Source organism: Waltera acetigignens (assembly GCF_025567015.1).
GTDB classification, from domain to species: Bacteria; Bacillota; Clostridia; order Lachnospirales; family Lachnospiraceae; genus Acetatifactor; species Acetatifactor acetigignens.
This window is the reverse complement of the sequence record NZ_JAOQJO010000006.1, coordinates 5,201-20,069: the sequence shown is the minus strand read 5'-3', so window position 1 is coordinate 20,069 and position 14,869 is coordinate 5,201. Positions and strand designations below refer to the sequence as shown.

The 14,869-nt window shown below is 45.4% G+C and carries 18 protein-coding genes and 1 tRNA gene; 18 read left to right on the top strand and 1 reads right to left on the bottom strand.

The genetic code is table 11. The annotated features are described in order from the left end of the window. Positions 1 to 224: 224 nt before the first annotated feature. The 18 genes from OCV96_RS07360 to OCV96_RS07275 all read left to right on the top strand — a co-directional run bounded on the left by OCV96_RS07360 (position 225) and on the right by OCV96_RS07275 (position 14,425). Positions 225 to 755: an A24 family peptidase gene (locus OCV96_RS07360; RefSeq protein WP_118501697.1), complete on the top strand. Its 531-nt coding sequence runs from the start codon at positions 225 to 227 to the stop codon at positions 753 to 755. Next, complete coding sequence (locus tag OCV96_RS07355; protein WP_262594061.1) at positions 755 to 1,759, top strand: P-loop NTPase family protein; 1,005 nt, start codon at positions 755 to 757, stop codon at positions 1,757 to 1,759. Before OCV96_RS07360 ends, OCV96_RS07355 begins: the two co-directional genes overlap by 1 nt. Before the next feature lie 16 nt (positions 1,760 to 1,775). Next, positions 1,776 to 2,993 carry a TadA family conjugal transfer-associated ATPase gene (locus tag OCV96_RS07350; protein ID WP_117465299.1) on the top strand — a complete coding sequence of 406 codons (1,218 nt, stop codon included), beginning with the start codon at positions 1,776 to 1,778 and terminating at the stop codon, positions 2,991 to 2,993. Next, a complete protein-coding gene (locus OCV96_RS07345; RefSeq protein WP_022312661.1) occupies positions 2,959 to 3,726 on the top strand; it encodes a type II secretion system F family protein in 768 nt (255 codons plus the stop codon). Before OCV96_RS07350 ends, OCV96_RS07345 begins: the two co-directional genes overlap by 35 nt. 6 nt (positions 3,727 to 3,732) lie before the next feature. After that, positions 3,733 to 5,106 (top strand): immunoglobulin-like domain-containing protein, encoded by a 1,374-nt coding sequence (locus tag OCV96_RS07340; RefSeq protein WP_022312662.1) that lies wholly within the window; start codon positions 3,733 to 3,735, stop codon positions 5,104 to 5,106. An 18-nt stretch (positions 5,107 to 5,124) separates the two neighbouring features. Then, entirely contained in the window at positions 5,125 to 5,307 is a 183-nt protein-coding gene (locus tag OCV96_RS07335; protein ID WP_022312663.1) for a Flp1 family type IVb pilin, read from the top strand. Between the two features lie 12 nt (positions 5,308 to 5,319). Beyond that, positions 5,320 to 6,831 (top strand): DUF5702 domain-containing protein, encoded by a 1,512-nt coding sequence (locus tag OCV96_RS07330; protein ID WP_022312664.1) that lies wholly within the window; start codon positions 5,320 to 5,322, stop codon positions 6,829 to 6,831. 214 nt (positions 6,832 to 7,045) lie between these two features. Continuing rightward, positions 7,046 to 7,813 carry a hypothetical protein gene (locus OCV96_RS07325; protein WP_227064200.1) on the top strand — a complete coding sequence of 256 codons (768 nt, stop codon included), beginning with the start codon at positions 7,046 to 7,048 and terminating at the stop codon, positions 7,811 to 7,813. Between the two features lie 18 nt (positions 7,814 to 7,831). Continuing rightward, positions 7,832 to 8,245 carry a hypothetical protein gene (locus OCV96_RS07320; protein ID WP_118538972.1) on the top strand — a complete coding sequence of 138 codons (414 nt, stop codon included), beginning with the start codon at positions 7,832 to 7,834 and terminating at the stop codon, positions 8,243 to 8,245. A gap of 17 nt (positions 8,246 to 8,262) precedes the next feature. Next, positions 8,263 to 8,751 carry a hypothetical protein gene (locus tag OCV96_RS07315; RefSeq protein WP_262594060.1) on the top strand — a complete coding sequence of 163 codons (489 nt, stop codon included), beginning with the start codon at positions 8,263 to 8,265 and terminating at the stop codon, positions 8,749 to 8,751. Positions 8,752 to 8,769: 18 nt separating this feature from the next. Next, the gene (locus tag OCV96_RS07310) at positions 8,770 to 9,909 is read left to right on the top strand and encodes a DUF6382 domain-containing protein (protein ID WP_022312668.1); all 1,140 of its coding nucleotides are present in this window, start codon (positions 8,770 to 8,772) and stop codon (positions 9,907 to 9,909) included. Positions 9,910 to 10,001: 92 nt separating this feature from the next. Next, positions 10,002 to 10,616 carry a rhomboid family intramembrane serine protease gene (locus tag OCV96_RS07305; protein WP_172594670.1) on the top strand — a complete coding sequence of 205 codons (615 nt, stop codon included), beginning with the start codon at positions 10,002 to 10,004 and terminating at the stop codon, positions 10,614 to 10,616. Next, positions 10,613 to 11,620: an SCP2 sterol-binding domain-containing protein gene (locus tag OCV96_RS07300; protein WP_022312670.1), complete on the top strand. Its 1,008-nt coding sequence runs from the start codon at positions 10,613 to 10,615 to the stop codon at positions 11,618 to 11,620. The genes OCV96_RS07305 and OCV96_RS07300 overlap by 4 nt, the downstream gene beginning before the upstream one ends. A 10-nt stretch (positions 11,621 to 11,630) precedes the next feature. After that, positions 11,631 to 12,041, top strand: coding sequence for an HIT family protein (locus OCV96_RS07295; protein WP_022312671.1), 411 nt, complete (start codon positions 11,631 to 11,633; stop codon positions 12,039 to 12,041). 12 nt (positions 12,042 to 12,053) lie between these two features. Further along, positions 12,054 to 12,896: a fumarate hydratase gene (locus tag OCV96_RS07290; RefSeq protein ID WP_262594058.1), complete on the top strand. Its 843-nt coding sequence runs from the start codon at positions 12,054 to 12,056 to the stop codon at positions 12,894 to 12,896. 7 nt (positions 12,897 to 12,903) lie between these two features. Next, positions 12,904 to 13,491 carry a Fe-S-containing hydro-lyase gene (locus OCV96_RS07285; RefSeq protein ID WP_227064202.1) on the top strand — a complete coding sequence of 196 codons (588 nt, stop codon included), beginning with the start codon at positions 12,904 to 12,906 and terminating at the stop codon, positions 13,489 to 13,491. A 13-nt stretch (positions 13,492 to 13,504) separates the two neighbouring features. Next, entirely contained in the window at positions 13,505 to 14,212 is a 708-nt protein-coding gene (locus OCV96_RS07280; protein WP_022312674.1) for a lysophospholipid acyltransferase family protein, read from the top strand. Positions 14,213 to 14,337: 125 nt separating this feature from the next. Next, positions 14,338 to 14,425, top strand: a tRNA-Ser gene (locus OCV96_RS07275). A gap of 222 nt (positions 14,426 to 14,647) precedes the next feature. Here OCV96_RS07275 and OCV96_RS07270 read toward each other — a convergent pair. Next, the coding region (locus tag OCV96_RS07270) for a hypothetical protein (protein ID WP_262594056.1) at positions 14,648 to 14,869 on the bottom strand (222 nt) is incomplete at its 5' end.

Here is a 14,869-nt window from a genome sequence, read left to right as displayed (position 1 = left end):
TTTGTTAAAATGTACTAAAGTTTATCTTTTTACGAAAAAGGTATTGCCAGACGGAAAGTGAGCATTTATAATTCATCTTACAACCAATCGCGATGGTTGTTCAGAGCATCTTATAAGATCTTTTAGAATTTCTATTTTGGGATAGATTCATCCCGCATTACCAGAAGACTGATTTTGAATAGTTGGGAGGAAGGTGACGACAGGACTATACGCAGGAAAATAATGTGAAATCAGGAGAAGGAGATGAGATATTTGGGGTATTATGTATACTTTTGGCAATAGCTTGCTGTTTTGATTACAAAACGCACAGGATACCCAATTGGCTGATCGTATGCTGCATGTTTGCAGGCCTGGGGTATCGGTTGATCAGCGGCGGGTACAAAGGCGTTTTGGAATATCTGGCAAGTGCATTACTGACAACGATATTACTTTATTTTGTTTTTTGGATCGGAGCCATAGGAGCCGGTGATGTTAAGATGTTGGGAGTCTGTGCCGGTTTTTTTCCCTGGAATAAAGTACTTTATTTTCTGTTTTTCGCGCTCATGATTGCAGCAGTAATTGCACTTTTCAAAATGTATCTGGAACGCAATATGAAAGACCGTTTGTACTATTTGGGAGAGTACTTATGGGACGTATTCCGGTGTGGAAGATGGAAACTTTATTTTGCCGGAGAACGGGAAGGTGCCGGAGCAGGGATTTGCATGGCGGGACCGGTGTTCTGCAGTGCATTGATGTATATGGGAGGAATGTATTGATGGAACAAAAGGAACCGGTTCTGGTTCTGTATGACCGGGAGGAAGAATACGCGCGGCTTTTTTCAGAATACCTGAAGAGGCAAAAGGAATTACCCTGGCAGATCCATACTTATACCAGGGCGGAAGAACTGTTGGCGGGAGAGAAAAGCGGGGAGGTAACAATGCTGGTGGTGGCGGAATCCTCCTGTGAGGAGGCATTGAACACATTACAGCCGACATGTCAGGCAATTTTAAATGAGAGCGGAACTCTCCGCTTTCATCAGTTTCCCAATATTAACAAATATCAGGAAGCGGGACAGGTGTGGAAGGAACTGTTGGCGTTGTATGTAGAGACGACGGGGATACGGATGCCGCTGTTATGTGCGGAATATAAGACCCGTTTTATCGGAATGTACTCTCCGGTTCACAGATGCCTTCAAAGTACGTTCGCATTGTCTTTCGCACAGCTGATGGCAGAAAAACATGCCACGCTGTATCTGAATTTCGAACATTATGTGGGGATCATAGAATTGCTTCCGGAGAGACAGAACCGGGATCTGGCAGATCTGCTCTATTTTTTAGCAGGAGATGAAGGAAAATTTCCTCTTCGCATGCAGACGGTCATTCAGAGAAAAGGCAATCTGGATTATATTCCACCCATGCGGAACGGACAGAACCTGTTGGGGATCACCTGGGAAGAATGGAGAAGTCTGTTCCAGAGGATCGAGGAGCTGGGAAAATACGAATATGTCATTCTGGATCTGAGTGAAAGCATACAGGGGCTGTTGGATGTTCTGCAGATGTGTATCAAAGTATTTACGCTGACCAGAGAGGACAAGATGTCACAGTGTAAACTGGATCAATATGAACAGCTATTGTCACTATGCGAGAAAGAGGAAGTAAAGGGGAAGACCAGAAAGCTGAGTTTGCCATACTTTCAGCGACTTCCCGTGGAAATGGAACAGTATACCAGAGGGGAACTGGCAGATTATGCGAGAAAAGAAATAGAGACATTGGAAGAGTAGAATAGGAGAAGGACAAATGGATTATTTAGAGCAGAGAAGAAAACTTCGTCAGATGGTACAGGAAAGACTGGATTATGGAAGAGATTATACGGATGAAGAAGTGGAGGATACGATCGATGAAGTACTGATGGAGCAGGAAAGTCTGGAGTTATGCCCGGTAGAATTGCGGAGACGTCTGCGTAAGGAATTGTTTGATTCCCTGAGAAGACTGGATATTCTGCAGATTTTTGTGGAGGACAGCTCTGTTACAGAGATCATGATCAACGGCATGGATCACATTTTTGTAGAACAGGACGGACAACTGCGGGAACTGGATCGAGCCTTTGATTCCGTGGAAAAATTACAGGATGTCATTCAGCAGATTGTGGCGGGGTGTAATCGCGTGGTCAATGAAGCGTCACCCATCGTAGATGCCCGGTTGAATAATGGTTCCAGAGTAAATATTGTCATGAATCCCATTGCTCTGAATGGTCCGATCGTCACGATCCGGAGATTCCCGGACAAGCCTGTCACCATGCAGAAGCTGATCGGTCTGGAAACCATTTCGCTGGAGGCAGCCCAGTTCCTGGAGACACTGGTGAAGGCGGGCTACAACATTTTTGTCAGTGGAGGAACGGGAAGCGGTAAGACAACATTCCTAAATGTTCTGTCCGGCTATATTTCGGCGGAAGAGCGGGTGATCACCATAGAAGACAGTGCGGAACTACAGCTGCAGGGTCTTCCGAATCTGGTTCGTTTAGAGACTCGTAACGGCAATACCGAAGGATGCAGAGAAATCGGAATCCGGGAACTGATCCGTTCGTCTCTGCGGATGCGGCCGGACCGGATCATTGTAGGAGAGGTCCGGGGACCGGAGGCTATCGATATGCTGCAATGCATGAACACCGGCCATGATGGGAGTATGTCCACCGGGCATGCCAACAGTGCCACGGATATGCTGGCAAGACTGGAAAATATGGTCCTGATGGGAATGGATCTTCCGCTGACGGCTATTCGCAACCAGATCGCCTCGGGAGTGGATGTTATTGTACATCTGGGGCGGATCCGTGATAAGAGTAGACGTGTCCTGGAGATCACGGAGGTAGTAGGTTGTGAGAATGGAGAAATACGCCTGAATCCTTTGTATCAGTTTGAAGAGCTGGGGGAAAACAGTGAAGGAAAAGTGGTCGGCAGGCTGCGGAGAAAAGGAGAATTACTTCATGAAGGAAAGCTTAAGGCAGCAGGATTATCATAAAGTTTTTCAGAAGCGGGGAGATTGCATACGGCTGCTGGCACAGACATCAGGGGTAGTTATATTTTTTGCCTGGTTTTTCTATCGCTCTATCTGGGCGGTTCCGCTATTGTTCCCTCTGGGGATTCTCTATTTTCGCAGGTGCGTCAACAGACAGTGTCGGAAGAACAGACAGGAACTGACCATGCAATTCAAGGAATGCATCTTGTCTGTGGCAAATTCTCTGAGAAGCGGATATGCGTTGGAAAATGCTTTTCTGGAAAGCCGGGAGGATATACGAATGTTGTATGGTGAACATTCCGCCATGTACCGGGAACTGGAACTGATCCGCAGAGGAATGATACTGAATATCACGCTGGAAGAGTTGATCAGTGATCTGGCAGACCGGAGTGGCATTGAGGAAATTGAGCAATTTTCCGCTATTTTGAACATTGCCAAGAGAGGCGGTGGAAATGTCACGCAGATCATACGGACTACAGCAGAGGTGATCAGTAATAAAGTGGAAACCATGCAGGAGATGCTGACCATGTTACAGGGGAGAAGACTGGAACAGAACGTGATGGAGATCATGCCGTTTGGAATTTCTCTCTATATCGCAGCCGCTTATCCGGGATATTTTGGAACGCTCTACCATAATGGAATGGGTATCATAGTGATGACACTCTGCCTTGCAGTCTATGCAGGAGCATATCTGCTGGGTGAGAAGATACTGGATCGGATCGAGGAGGAACTGTAGAAAGAGATGATAGGTAAGAAAGGCATCCTGCGTTTTTTCTATAAGGTGACGATGGTCTGCTATAAAAAGCTACATTTGTGGAGAATTCCGATACCTGGAAGAGATAAGGTGCAAGCGGATCTGAATCGTATGCACCCGGGAGAAAATCCGCAGGAGTGTGTGACAGACTATTATGTGACAAAGCTGACACTTTCTGCAGTCATATTGATCGCAGGGATAATGCTTGCCATTACAATGCATTACAGCAGTCGGGAAAGTCATGTCCTGCAGAATCAATGGGTGTATCGGGGATCTGGGGAAGAGGGCAGTCGGGAATACAGCATCACCGGACAGGTGGAGGACGGCGAGAGATATTCTTTCCAGATGGAAGTGATGCCTCGCAAGTATAGCCAAAGCGAATTGGAGAATTTGTACGAGCAGTTTGGGAGAGAACTGCCTCAGTTGATCCTGGAGAAAAATGATTCTCCCGATGAGATCAGAGAGAATCTGGATTTATCGGAAACGTATGAAGGATACCCGTTTCTGGTGAACTGGAAAAGCAATTCTACGGAAGCTGTTGAAGAGAATGGACAGATACATCCCGGGCAGGAGGATGTGCCTGTATTGTTGAGAGCGGAGATACAATACGGGGAATTTGTCAGAGAGACAACGGTTAAGGTAACAGTCGTAAAAAGGAATGAGACCCCACAGGAAAGAGAGAAAAGCAAGTTGTCGGAATTACTGCAGCGGGCGCAGGAGGAAGATCCGGAAAGTGAAAAAATCCAGCTGCCCACAGAAATTGAGGGCAGAAAAATTTCCTGGGAAGAAGATATTCCGGAGACTGGATGGAAGATTCTGGCGGGGGCTCTGTTGTTGGCGGCGGCAGTCTTTTTCTTCCAGGACAAAGACCTGCATGATCTGGTGGAGAAGAAAAAGCGGGAGGAACGTAGAAGCTATCCGGAAATCCTGCAAAAGCTGACACTGTATCTGGAAGCGGGATTGACGGTCCGGTCTGCGTTTTGCCGGGTTGCAGAAGATTACGAGAAGGAAAGAAAACGAGGGGGACGTTGCCGGGAAGCTTACGAGGAAATGCTGATAGCAACCCGGGAGATACATATGGGAGTGCCGGAAGGGGCAGCATATGAGAACTTTGGGAAAAGGACAGGAGTCAGGGAATATGTCCGTTTAAGCACATTCCTGACGCAAAATCTGAAAAAGGGCAGTTCTACGCTTTTACAGCAATTAAAGGAAGAGTCTGTCCAGGCGGAAGAACTGCGGATACAGAATGCCAGAAAACTCAGTGAGGAAGCGACGACAAAACTGCTCCTGCCTATGGTGATGCTGCTGGTGGTAGTAATGGTAATGATCATGGTGCCTGCATTTTCGAATGCGGGAATATAAGAAAAGGAAGGTATGGTTATGGGAAACAACAAATTAAAATCATTTCGACAGTTTCTGACAGAAGAAGACGGAATGGGTACAGTGGAAGTAATACTAATCATTGTGGTACTGGTAGGGCTGGTCATTATTTTTAAAGAGAAGATCACGGAAGTTGTCAATTCCATTTTCACAAAGATTACAAATCAGACCAAAAAGATATAAGGAAAATACGTTATGACATCCGTGAAAAAGGTAACCCCGGGTGGTTATATGACGATATATCTGGCACTGACGGTGACAGTGATCATGGCCCTGTGTCTTGCTTTGATCGAGGGCTGTCGGTATCGGGGAATCTCACTGGAAACAGAATGCGTCATGGATATCGGAATGGATAGTATCCTGGCTGAATATCATAGAGAACTGCAGAAACAGTACAATCTGTTTGCCATAGACTGCTCTTACGGGACAGAAAGTGCTTCGACAAAGCTGACGGAGAGTCATTTGCTGGAGTATATGAACCGTAATTTTTCTCTGGAGGATGTGTTTCTCGAAAAACTGTTGTACCGGGATTTTTTTGCTGTTCAGGCAGAAGAAGCACAAGCTGTGAAAGCGGCATTTCTGACGGATGGCGAAGGAGAAGTCTTTCGGCGGGTTGCTGTCGATGCCATAGAGGATACGGTGGGAATCGGACTCTTACAGCAACTGACGGACTGGCTGCAGGTCATAGAATCCCGTGGACTGGAGCAACAGGATATTGCGGGACAAAAACAGCAGATCGATGCACAGATTCAGGAATATGACGGGAAGGAGACCACGGAAGGAAAAACCGTTCATATAGAGAATCCTACCGCAGCCCTGGAAGAGAAAAGAAATAAAGGTCTGTTAAAGCTGGTAACAGAGGAAGACAATATCTCCTCCCGCAGGATAGAAACAGAGTCCCTATTGGAGACGCGGATGGAGCGAGGAGAAATAAACCGCGGAAATATGGTGCCGGGAACCGCAGAAAATTATGAAGAATGGGAAGCGTTAAAACAAAAAGTTTTTTTCCATGAGTATCTGTTGCGGTATCTTGGGCGGTATGGCCAGGAGAAACAGGACAGCCCCCTATGGTATCAGACAGAATATGTCATTGTGGGCAAGGATAATGATACTGACAATCTGAAGGGAATAGTGAACCGAATATTCGTTATCAGAGAAGCTGCAAATACCATGTATCTGACCGGTAGTGAGGAAAAACGGGCAATAGCGGAGCTATTGGGAGAGGCACTTGCAGCGGCAATGATGGTTCCGGAGATTGGAGAGTTGCTTGCGGCGACACTGATCCTGGGATGGGCTTTTGCAGAAAGTGTTTATGATGTAAAGGAACTTCTTGCCGGGGAAAAGATTCCCCTGTTAAAAACAGATGCTACCTGGCATTACGGACTTTCTTCCGCATTACAGGGAGAATTGCCCGGGACTTCCGAAGAGGATGCCTCCGGTTCCGATTCACCGGGAATGGGATATGAAGATTATCTGAGAATATTTTTGCTGCTCTGTGAGGAAAAGTCTGTTACCTGCCGGGCTATGGACGTGGTGGAAATGGATATTCGAAATACTCCGGGAAACAGAGCATTCCGACTGGATACCTGCATTGTGGAAATTGCAATGAATGTGAAAGTAAAAAGCAAATATGGCTATTCTTTTGAGATCGAGAGACAGAAATCTTATATAGGATCTTTAGAGGCAATAGAAAATACTGGTAATTAGGAAGACGAGCCGGGAAGGGAGGTGAGCAGCGATGTCCTCTTTATGCAAGTACAGCTTTATAACTATTAACAAGAATGATTCAAGTCCTACTCCGACTTTAAGAAAAACTCTTAACCCATGTAACGATTTACTCCCCGTAAAATTCCTACAGACAGCAAACTTCATAAAGAGGATATCACTGCTTATACTCCCGCGAACACCGGTGAAGGCAAGTATGACGGTGGAAACAGCACTGGTTTTGCCGTTGTTTTGTTTTTTTATGATCCATATGGGAAGCGCTATAGAAATGATGCGTTTGCATGGAAACCTGGAAGTAGCATTGTGGGATGCCGGCAGACAGGTGGGAATCTATGGCGGAATACTGAATGCAGGAGATGCCGGAGAGAAAGAGGATAACGATGACAGGTTGGGAACAGTGGCTGTTTCCTATACCTATGTTAAAAATCAGATCTGCAATCAGCTGGGAGAAGAATATCTGGAGCAGTCGCCATTAGAACAGGGGGCAGACAGCCTGCAATTTCTGGAGAGCAGCACAAAGAATGATATCTGTGAGATTGTAGTCACCTATGGGATCAGTCCGCTCACGGAGGTTTTGGGATTTCGAAAATTCCGTATGGCGAACCGATACTATGGTCATTTGTGGAACGGCTATGCGATTCCGGGGACTGAGAATGATGAAGAATATGTCTATGTAACGGAAGATTCAGAAGTATATCATAGAAGCAGAGAATGTACACATCTGAGATTGTCGGTTCGACGGGTGGAAGCAGCGGAAATTCCTAAGGGTTATCATCCCTGTGAGAAGTGTATGGTACAGAAAAAAGATGCCGCTGCCCCGGAAGAGAATGGCTACTATATTTGCTCGGAGGGTGAATGTTATCACAGAAGGCGGGACTGCCCCGGGCTTAAGAGAACCGTATATTGCATTGCCAGGAAAGATGTGGACGGGTACAGAGAATGCAGTAGATGCGGAAGAATATAAAACGGGAGAATGGTGAAGATGGAGCTGTGGGAAAATGTGATACTGACCGGCTATCTGCTATGGGGCAGCTGGTATGATATCCGGAAGAGAGCGGTTCCGGTGGGGGTATTGTTCCTGGGCGGAGTACTGGCTGTTATGGTTATTGTCTGGAAAGGCTTTGAATGCAGCAGGCTTGTCGCACTACTTCCCGGAATTCTGCTGTTGCTTTTGTCAAAGGCAACAAAGGAAATCGGTGAGGCGGATGGTATCGTACTGGCGCTGACCGGTTTTATAAGCAGAGATAAAAATATTCTTCTTATCTTAGGCATAAGCCTTCTGTATATCTTTCTTTATGCAATGTTCCTGTTTTGCAGAAAGCGGAATCGCAGCCTGCAGATCCCATATCTTCCCTTTTTACTGGCAGCATATATAACGGCATGGATGACAGGATGATTGGAGGGAGCAATCGTATGCAACGAAAGAATTATAAAGTGTATTTTACCGTGGAGGCGGCAGTTCTGTATCCTATAGTGTTGGGAGTGATAGTGTTGATGACGTATTTACTGTTTTTTCAATATGATCGCTGCCTTTTGGAACAGGATATGGGAAGGGCGGCAGTGAGAAGCGGCAGTAGATGGATGCAGAAAAAAGAGGAACTGAATCGACAGCTGCAGGAGAAAGATATGTTTTTTGACACGGAGAAATATATTGCCTGGGAGAGTGAATTGCCGGTCTGGAAACTGGAAAAGAATCAGGTAACCGTGGAACAGACGGGAAGAATGCCTTATCCGTTTTCCGAAATAGCGGAAGTACCCAGGTATTGGAGCGCAAAAGCCGCATTTCAGGTGAAGAGGAACAATCCGGTGGAGATTCTGCGAAACAGTCAGAGGTATCGTGGGAAGACGGAAGAAACAACAGAGAGTGATAACAAGGAAAATACAAGTGGTGCGGTACAGTGAGAAAGGATGGAAGAATAGTTGCTAAATACAGAATATATCAGAAGCTTAAATGCGAATTATGAGAGACTATTATTAGAACGGAAACCGGAGGAAAAGAAATATCAGTATTGTATGATCAGCCGGGGAGGGATCAAAGGATTGCTGCCCTGCAGTTTGAGATACATAGACGGAGAGGCCTATCTCTATTATGATATTACTTCCAGACAGAATATTGCACAGCTTTTTGAGAAGAAGCCTATTACAAGACAATGGATCATGGACTTTTTGTGGAGTATGCGCAGAGTGCGGCAGGAAATGTCCCGTTTCCTTTTGGAAGAGAGTAACATCGTGTGGTTTCCGCAACATGTCTATCAGGATCTGGAGAAGAAAGAATTTTATTTTATATATGTCCCGTATTGCACGGAAAATACAGGATTTGATGAGCTGATGGAATACCTGGTGGAACATGTGGATTATCAGGATGAAAGCCTGGTGGAATATGTCTATAAAGCCTACGAGCAATATGAATCGGCAGGAGAGGTCTATTTGCAGGCCAAAATTTTTGAGGATGCAGAGTGCCTGAGAATCCCTGAAAAAATGGATGCCGTAGAGGAGGAAACAACTGTTGTCGTGGGACAAGATCAGGAGAAGGATGCGATAAGGGAAGAAGAGAAGGAAATGCCGGTGGGAGAAGTTACAGTAATAAAGGAAAAGAAAGGCCTGTTTAATCTGTGGGAAAACCGGAAAAAGAAAGAGAAGCAGGAACGGGATAATTATACCCGGAGTCTGCAACTGACCATGACGGGATATGCGGTGGCGGAGGAGACCGCTTATGAGGAAGAAGATATGGGAAGGACTGTGTATATGGAGGAAAGACCGGCCCCCAGAGAGAGTACACACCGCCTGTTGTCGGAAGAAGGGAAGCTGCTTGCAACATTAGAACAACCAATCTACACGATCGGAAAAAAACGGGGAGAAACGGATCTGGTATTGAATGATCAGTCGATCAGTCGTCTGCATGCAAGGATCATAAAGGAAACAGATGGGTATTATCTTGAAGATATGAATTCCACAAACGGTACATTTAAGAACGGATTACAACTGCAGCCTTATGAGAGGCGAAAGTTGGAAGAAGGAGATGAGATTACATTGGGTAAGATCACGGTAATCTACCGGTAGGCAGTGTGCAGCCCCCTTTTTGTTGACGGAGTGATATAAACAGTGGTACATTTGAAATACAATACCGGATGGAGAGAACATTGAGAGGAGCAATGAAGGTGAAAAGGCTTCGTAATGTACCCTGGGTAAGCGGAATGCTTGTGGTGATCAATGTAATTGTGTTCCTGATGTGTACTTTTTCGGGAAATGTGTTATATAATAAAGGCGAACTGGATGTAGTCAGTGTATTGGCCGGTAAACAGTACGGCAGGCTTTTGTGGGCAATGTTTTTGCACGCGGGCATAGAGCATATTTTTAATAATATGGTCCTCCTGTTTTTTCTGGGGGCCATGATTGAGAAGGTGACAGGTCATGTCACGTTTCTGGTGCTTTATTTTCTGTCCGGAATCGGAGGGAATTTATGCTCACTGCTGGTAAAGCTTCTGCAGATGGATTATTCGGCATCTGTAGGTGCCAGCGGAGCCATCTTTGGACTGGACGGAGTACTGCTTGCCTGGATTTTGCTGGATCGGCAATCTATGCCGGATGTGACACCCAAACGGGTGATTCTGATGATAGCATTATCTCTGTACAGTGGTTTTACTGCACAAAATATTGACAATGCGGCACATGTGGGCGGACTGGTGACCGGATTCCTGGCGGGACTTTTGTTTTGTGCGCTCAGGAAACACAGAAGACAGAAGAAAACGAAAGAGGTGTGGACTTGAATATCAACATTTACTATGGCGGACGAGGAATCATTGATGATCCTACGATCTATGTGATCAATAAGATGCAGGAAGTGCTGGAAGAGTTGCGGGTGCATGTGGAGAGATACAATCTTTATGATGGAAAGACCAATATTACGACATTGCCACAGACGCTGAAAGAGGCAGACGGAATTATTCTGGCAACGACAGTGGAGTGGTACGGTATCGGTGGCTATATGCAGCAGTTTCTGGATGCCTGCTGGCTGTATGGGGATAAAGAGACGATCGCGGGAATTTATATGTGTCCGGTCGTGATGTCTACCACCTACGGAGAGAGAGAAGGCAAGCTCAGTCTTGCGGCGGCCTGGGAGATTCTGGGAGGATTGCCTTGCAGCGGCATATGCGGATATATAGAGAATACAGTAACGTTGGAGATGAACGGACAGTACGGCCAGATCATTGAGAAAAAGGCTGAGAACATGTACCGTACTATCAACCAGAAGATTGCCAGTTTCCCGGCCAGCAATAAAGTGATGCGTCAGAAAGTAACGATCCCCAAGGCAATCAACCTGACACCGCAGGAGACAGAACAGTTGTCGGAATATGTATCGGATGATACGTTTGTACAGCGACAGAAGGAAGATATTCAGGAATTGACTTCCATGTTCCGGGATATGTTGGATAACAGCGGAACGGATAATGAACAGGAATATCTGGAAGAGTTCCGAAAAGTTTTTGTACCGCAGCCTGGTTTTGAAGCAAGATATGTTATTAATATAGAAGAAAAGAAGAATCCTCTGTGGATCGCTATTGGCAGTGGCGCACTGGAATGCGGATACGGTGAGACGGAGAAGCCGGATGTGGAGATGCAGATGAATCGTGCTGCCATGGAAGATATTGTGAACGGACGAATGACCTTCCAGAGGGCGTTTATGTCAGGCATTATGAAGCGAATGAAGGGAGATTTCCGAATTCTCAGAACACTGGATCAGATGTTTCCCTTTGAAGAAAATAACAGATAGGAGCAAAACGATGAAAAAGGAAGATTGTATTTTCTGTAAAATTGCAAACGGAGAGATCCCTTCCAAGACATTATACGAAGACGGGGATTTCAGAGTAATCTTGGATCTGGGACCGGCTACCAGAGGACATGCGCTGATCCTGCCCAGGGAGCATGCGGATAATCTCTATGAACTGCCGGAGGATACAGCGGCAAAAGTATTTGTTCTTGCAAAAAAGATGGCAACAAAGATGACAGAGAAATTACATTGCGATGGTCTCAATATCGTACAGAATAATGGAGAGGCTGCCGGACAGACCGTTCGCCATTTTCATATGCATTTGATTCCCCGTTATGAGAATGATGGACAGCATATTTTATGGAATCCCGGGGAAAGTACACCGGAAGAACTGGAAGAGATTCGCAAAACCATTACCGAATAACAGGGAGAAACCATGAGAACAGCAGATGTAGCTACTTTAACGCAAAATATCAAAGAAATGTGCATAGAGGCCAATCATTTCTTATCTGAGGACATGAAGACGGCATTTACAAAAGCGGAACAGCAGGAAAAAGCACCTTTGGGGAAGCAGATCCTGCAACAGTTGCAGCAGAATATGGATATTGCAGGCAAGGACATGATTCCCATCTGTCAGGATACCGGAATGGCGGTTGTATTTCTGGAAGTGGGTCAGGATGTGCATCTGACAGGGGGCAATGTGGAAGATGCCGTCAACGAAGGTGTCAGACAGGGATATGTGGACGGTTATCTGCGAAAATCTGTGGTGAAGGATCCCATTTACCGGGAGAATACGAAGGATAATACACCCGCGATCATTCATTATAGTATTGTTCCGGGGGATCGTGTCAGGATAACCGTGGCACCGAAGGGATTTGGCAGTGAGAATATGAGCAGAGTATTTATGCTCAAGCCAGCAGACGGAATAGAAGGCGTGAAGAACGCAATCCTGACGGCGGTCAAGGATGCAGGACCGAATGCGTGCCCTCCTATGGTGGTCGGAGTGGGCATTGGCGGTACTTTTGAAAAATGTGCATTGATGGCGAAGAAAGCATTGACACGTCCGGTGGATGAACATTCGGAGATACCCTATGTGAGGGAACTGGAAGAAGAGCTGCTGGAGAAGATTAATAAAACAGGCATCGGACCGGGAGGACTGGGCGGATCAACCACAGCACTGGCGGTCAATATTAATACATATCCCACACATATAGCGGGATTGCCGGTAGCTGTAAACATCTGTTGCCATGTCAATAGGCATGCAGTTAGAGAGATCTGAAGTAAAGATGTCCGGATATTATAATAATTGGAGTGTAAGCGACATGGATAAATATGTAAAAGTACCTCTCAGCGATGAAGATGCCCGCTCTCTGAAATCAGGAGATTATGTATATCTGACAGGGACCATCTATACAGCCCGGGATGCGGCGCACAAGAGAATGCAGGAAGCTCTGGACAGGGGAGAAGCACTTCCTATAGGAATGAAAAATAACGTAATCTACTATATGGGACCGTCTCCGGCGAGAGAAGGCCGTCCTATAGGGTCTGCAGGCCCGACAACAGCCAGCAGAATGGATAAATATGCACCGGGATTATTGGATCTGGGACTGAAGGGGATGATCGGAAAAGGAAAAAGGTCACAGGAAGTCCGGGATGCCATTGTAAGAAACGGAGCGGTATACTTTGCAGCCGTAGGTGGTGCAGGAGCACTTTTGTCCCGCGCAATTACTTCTTCTGAGGTCATTGCATATGATGATCTTGGAACAGAAGCTATCCGTAAACTGACCGTAAAGGACTTTCCTGCGATTGTAGTAATTGACGCAGAAGGTAATAACCTGTATGAAACGGCGGTAAAAGAATATAACGAAGAGTAGACTGGGGCGGACTATGTATAGAATCATACTGATGGTGGTAAGACTGTTCTATAAGGTGCCGTATTATCTGATTCGGATATGGTGGCTGGGAACCAGAAAGAATTTTGACCTGGAAAAGAACTATGCATTTATCAAAAAGGTAACAAAAGCGGCAAACCGTGCCGGAAGAGTAACCATAGAGAGCTATGGTGTGGAAAATATTCCGAAAGAAAACGGGTTTATCTTTTTCCCAAATCATCAGGGAATGTTTGATGCACTTGTGTTTCTGGAGTCCTGCCCGGTTCCTTTCTCTGTAGTTTATAAGAAAGAAGTAAGCAATGTAATCCTGTTAAAACAAGTATTTCGGGCATTGCACGCGATTGCCATAGACAGAGAAGACATTAAGCAATCGCTTCAGGTGATCAATCAGATGACAGAAGAAGTAAAGCAGGGCAGAAACTTTCTGATCTTCCCGGAAGGAACCAGAAGCCGTATGGGAAATCAACTGCTTCCATTTAAGGGAGGAACATTCAAAAGCGCAGTCAGAGCAAAGTGCCCCATTGTACCATGTGCTCTGATTGATTCTTACAAACCGTTTGATGAGAAGTCCATAGCTCCGGTTACGGTAAAGCTGATCTATTTACCGCCAATCTGTTATGAAGAGTATAAACAGTTGAAAACACCGGAGATTGCGGACATTGTAAAAACGAAGATTGAAGAAGCTATTCGGCAATATTCATAAACAATATCTACAATTAGGAAAATAATAAAAAAAGCAATTGACAAAAGCATAGAGCTTATGTATAATAAATTTTGCGTCACGAAATGACGCCAATAACATATTGGTAGAGACGATGTTCGGTTCATGGAGAAATACTCAAGAGGCTGAAGAGGCGCCCCTGCTAAGGGTGTAGGTCGGGCAACCGGCGCGAGGGTTCAAATCCCTCTTTCTCCGTTTACTACCAATAGGAAGTAAAAGAAGAATCTTAAGAGATTGAGATTTCTTTTTTTGCGCCATTTCCACCATTGTGTAAATGCTTTGAAAAATAAATGTAAAAAGTTGTTGACAAAGCACGGAGCAATGTGGTAGTATGAAACTCCACCGCGAAAATGAAAGTTTTCCGGTCGAGAAAAAGATTTGAAAAAATCGAAAAAAGTTGTTGACAAACGAAAGCGGTTATGATAAGATATCAGAGTTGCCGCTAAGAACAACAGCAAAGCAACACAGCTCTTGCGGAGCAAGAGGTTTTGATCTTTGACAAATAAACAGTAATGCAACCCTGAAAATTCCAAGATTTTCAGAGAAATTCAAGAACAAGCAACTTAGTCGAAAGACGAAGAAGCTACCCGAATTAACAGTAAACAATGCCAGATAAAACTGGCAGGACACAAACACCAT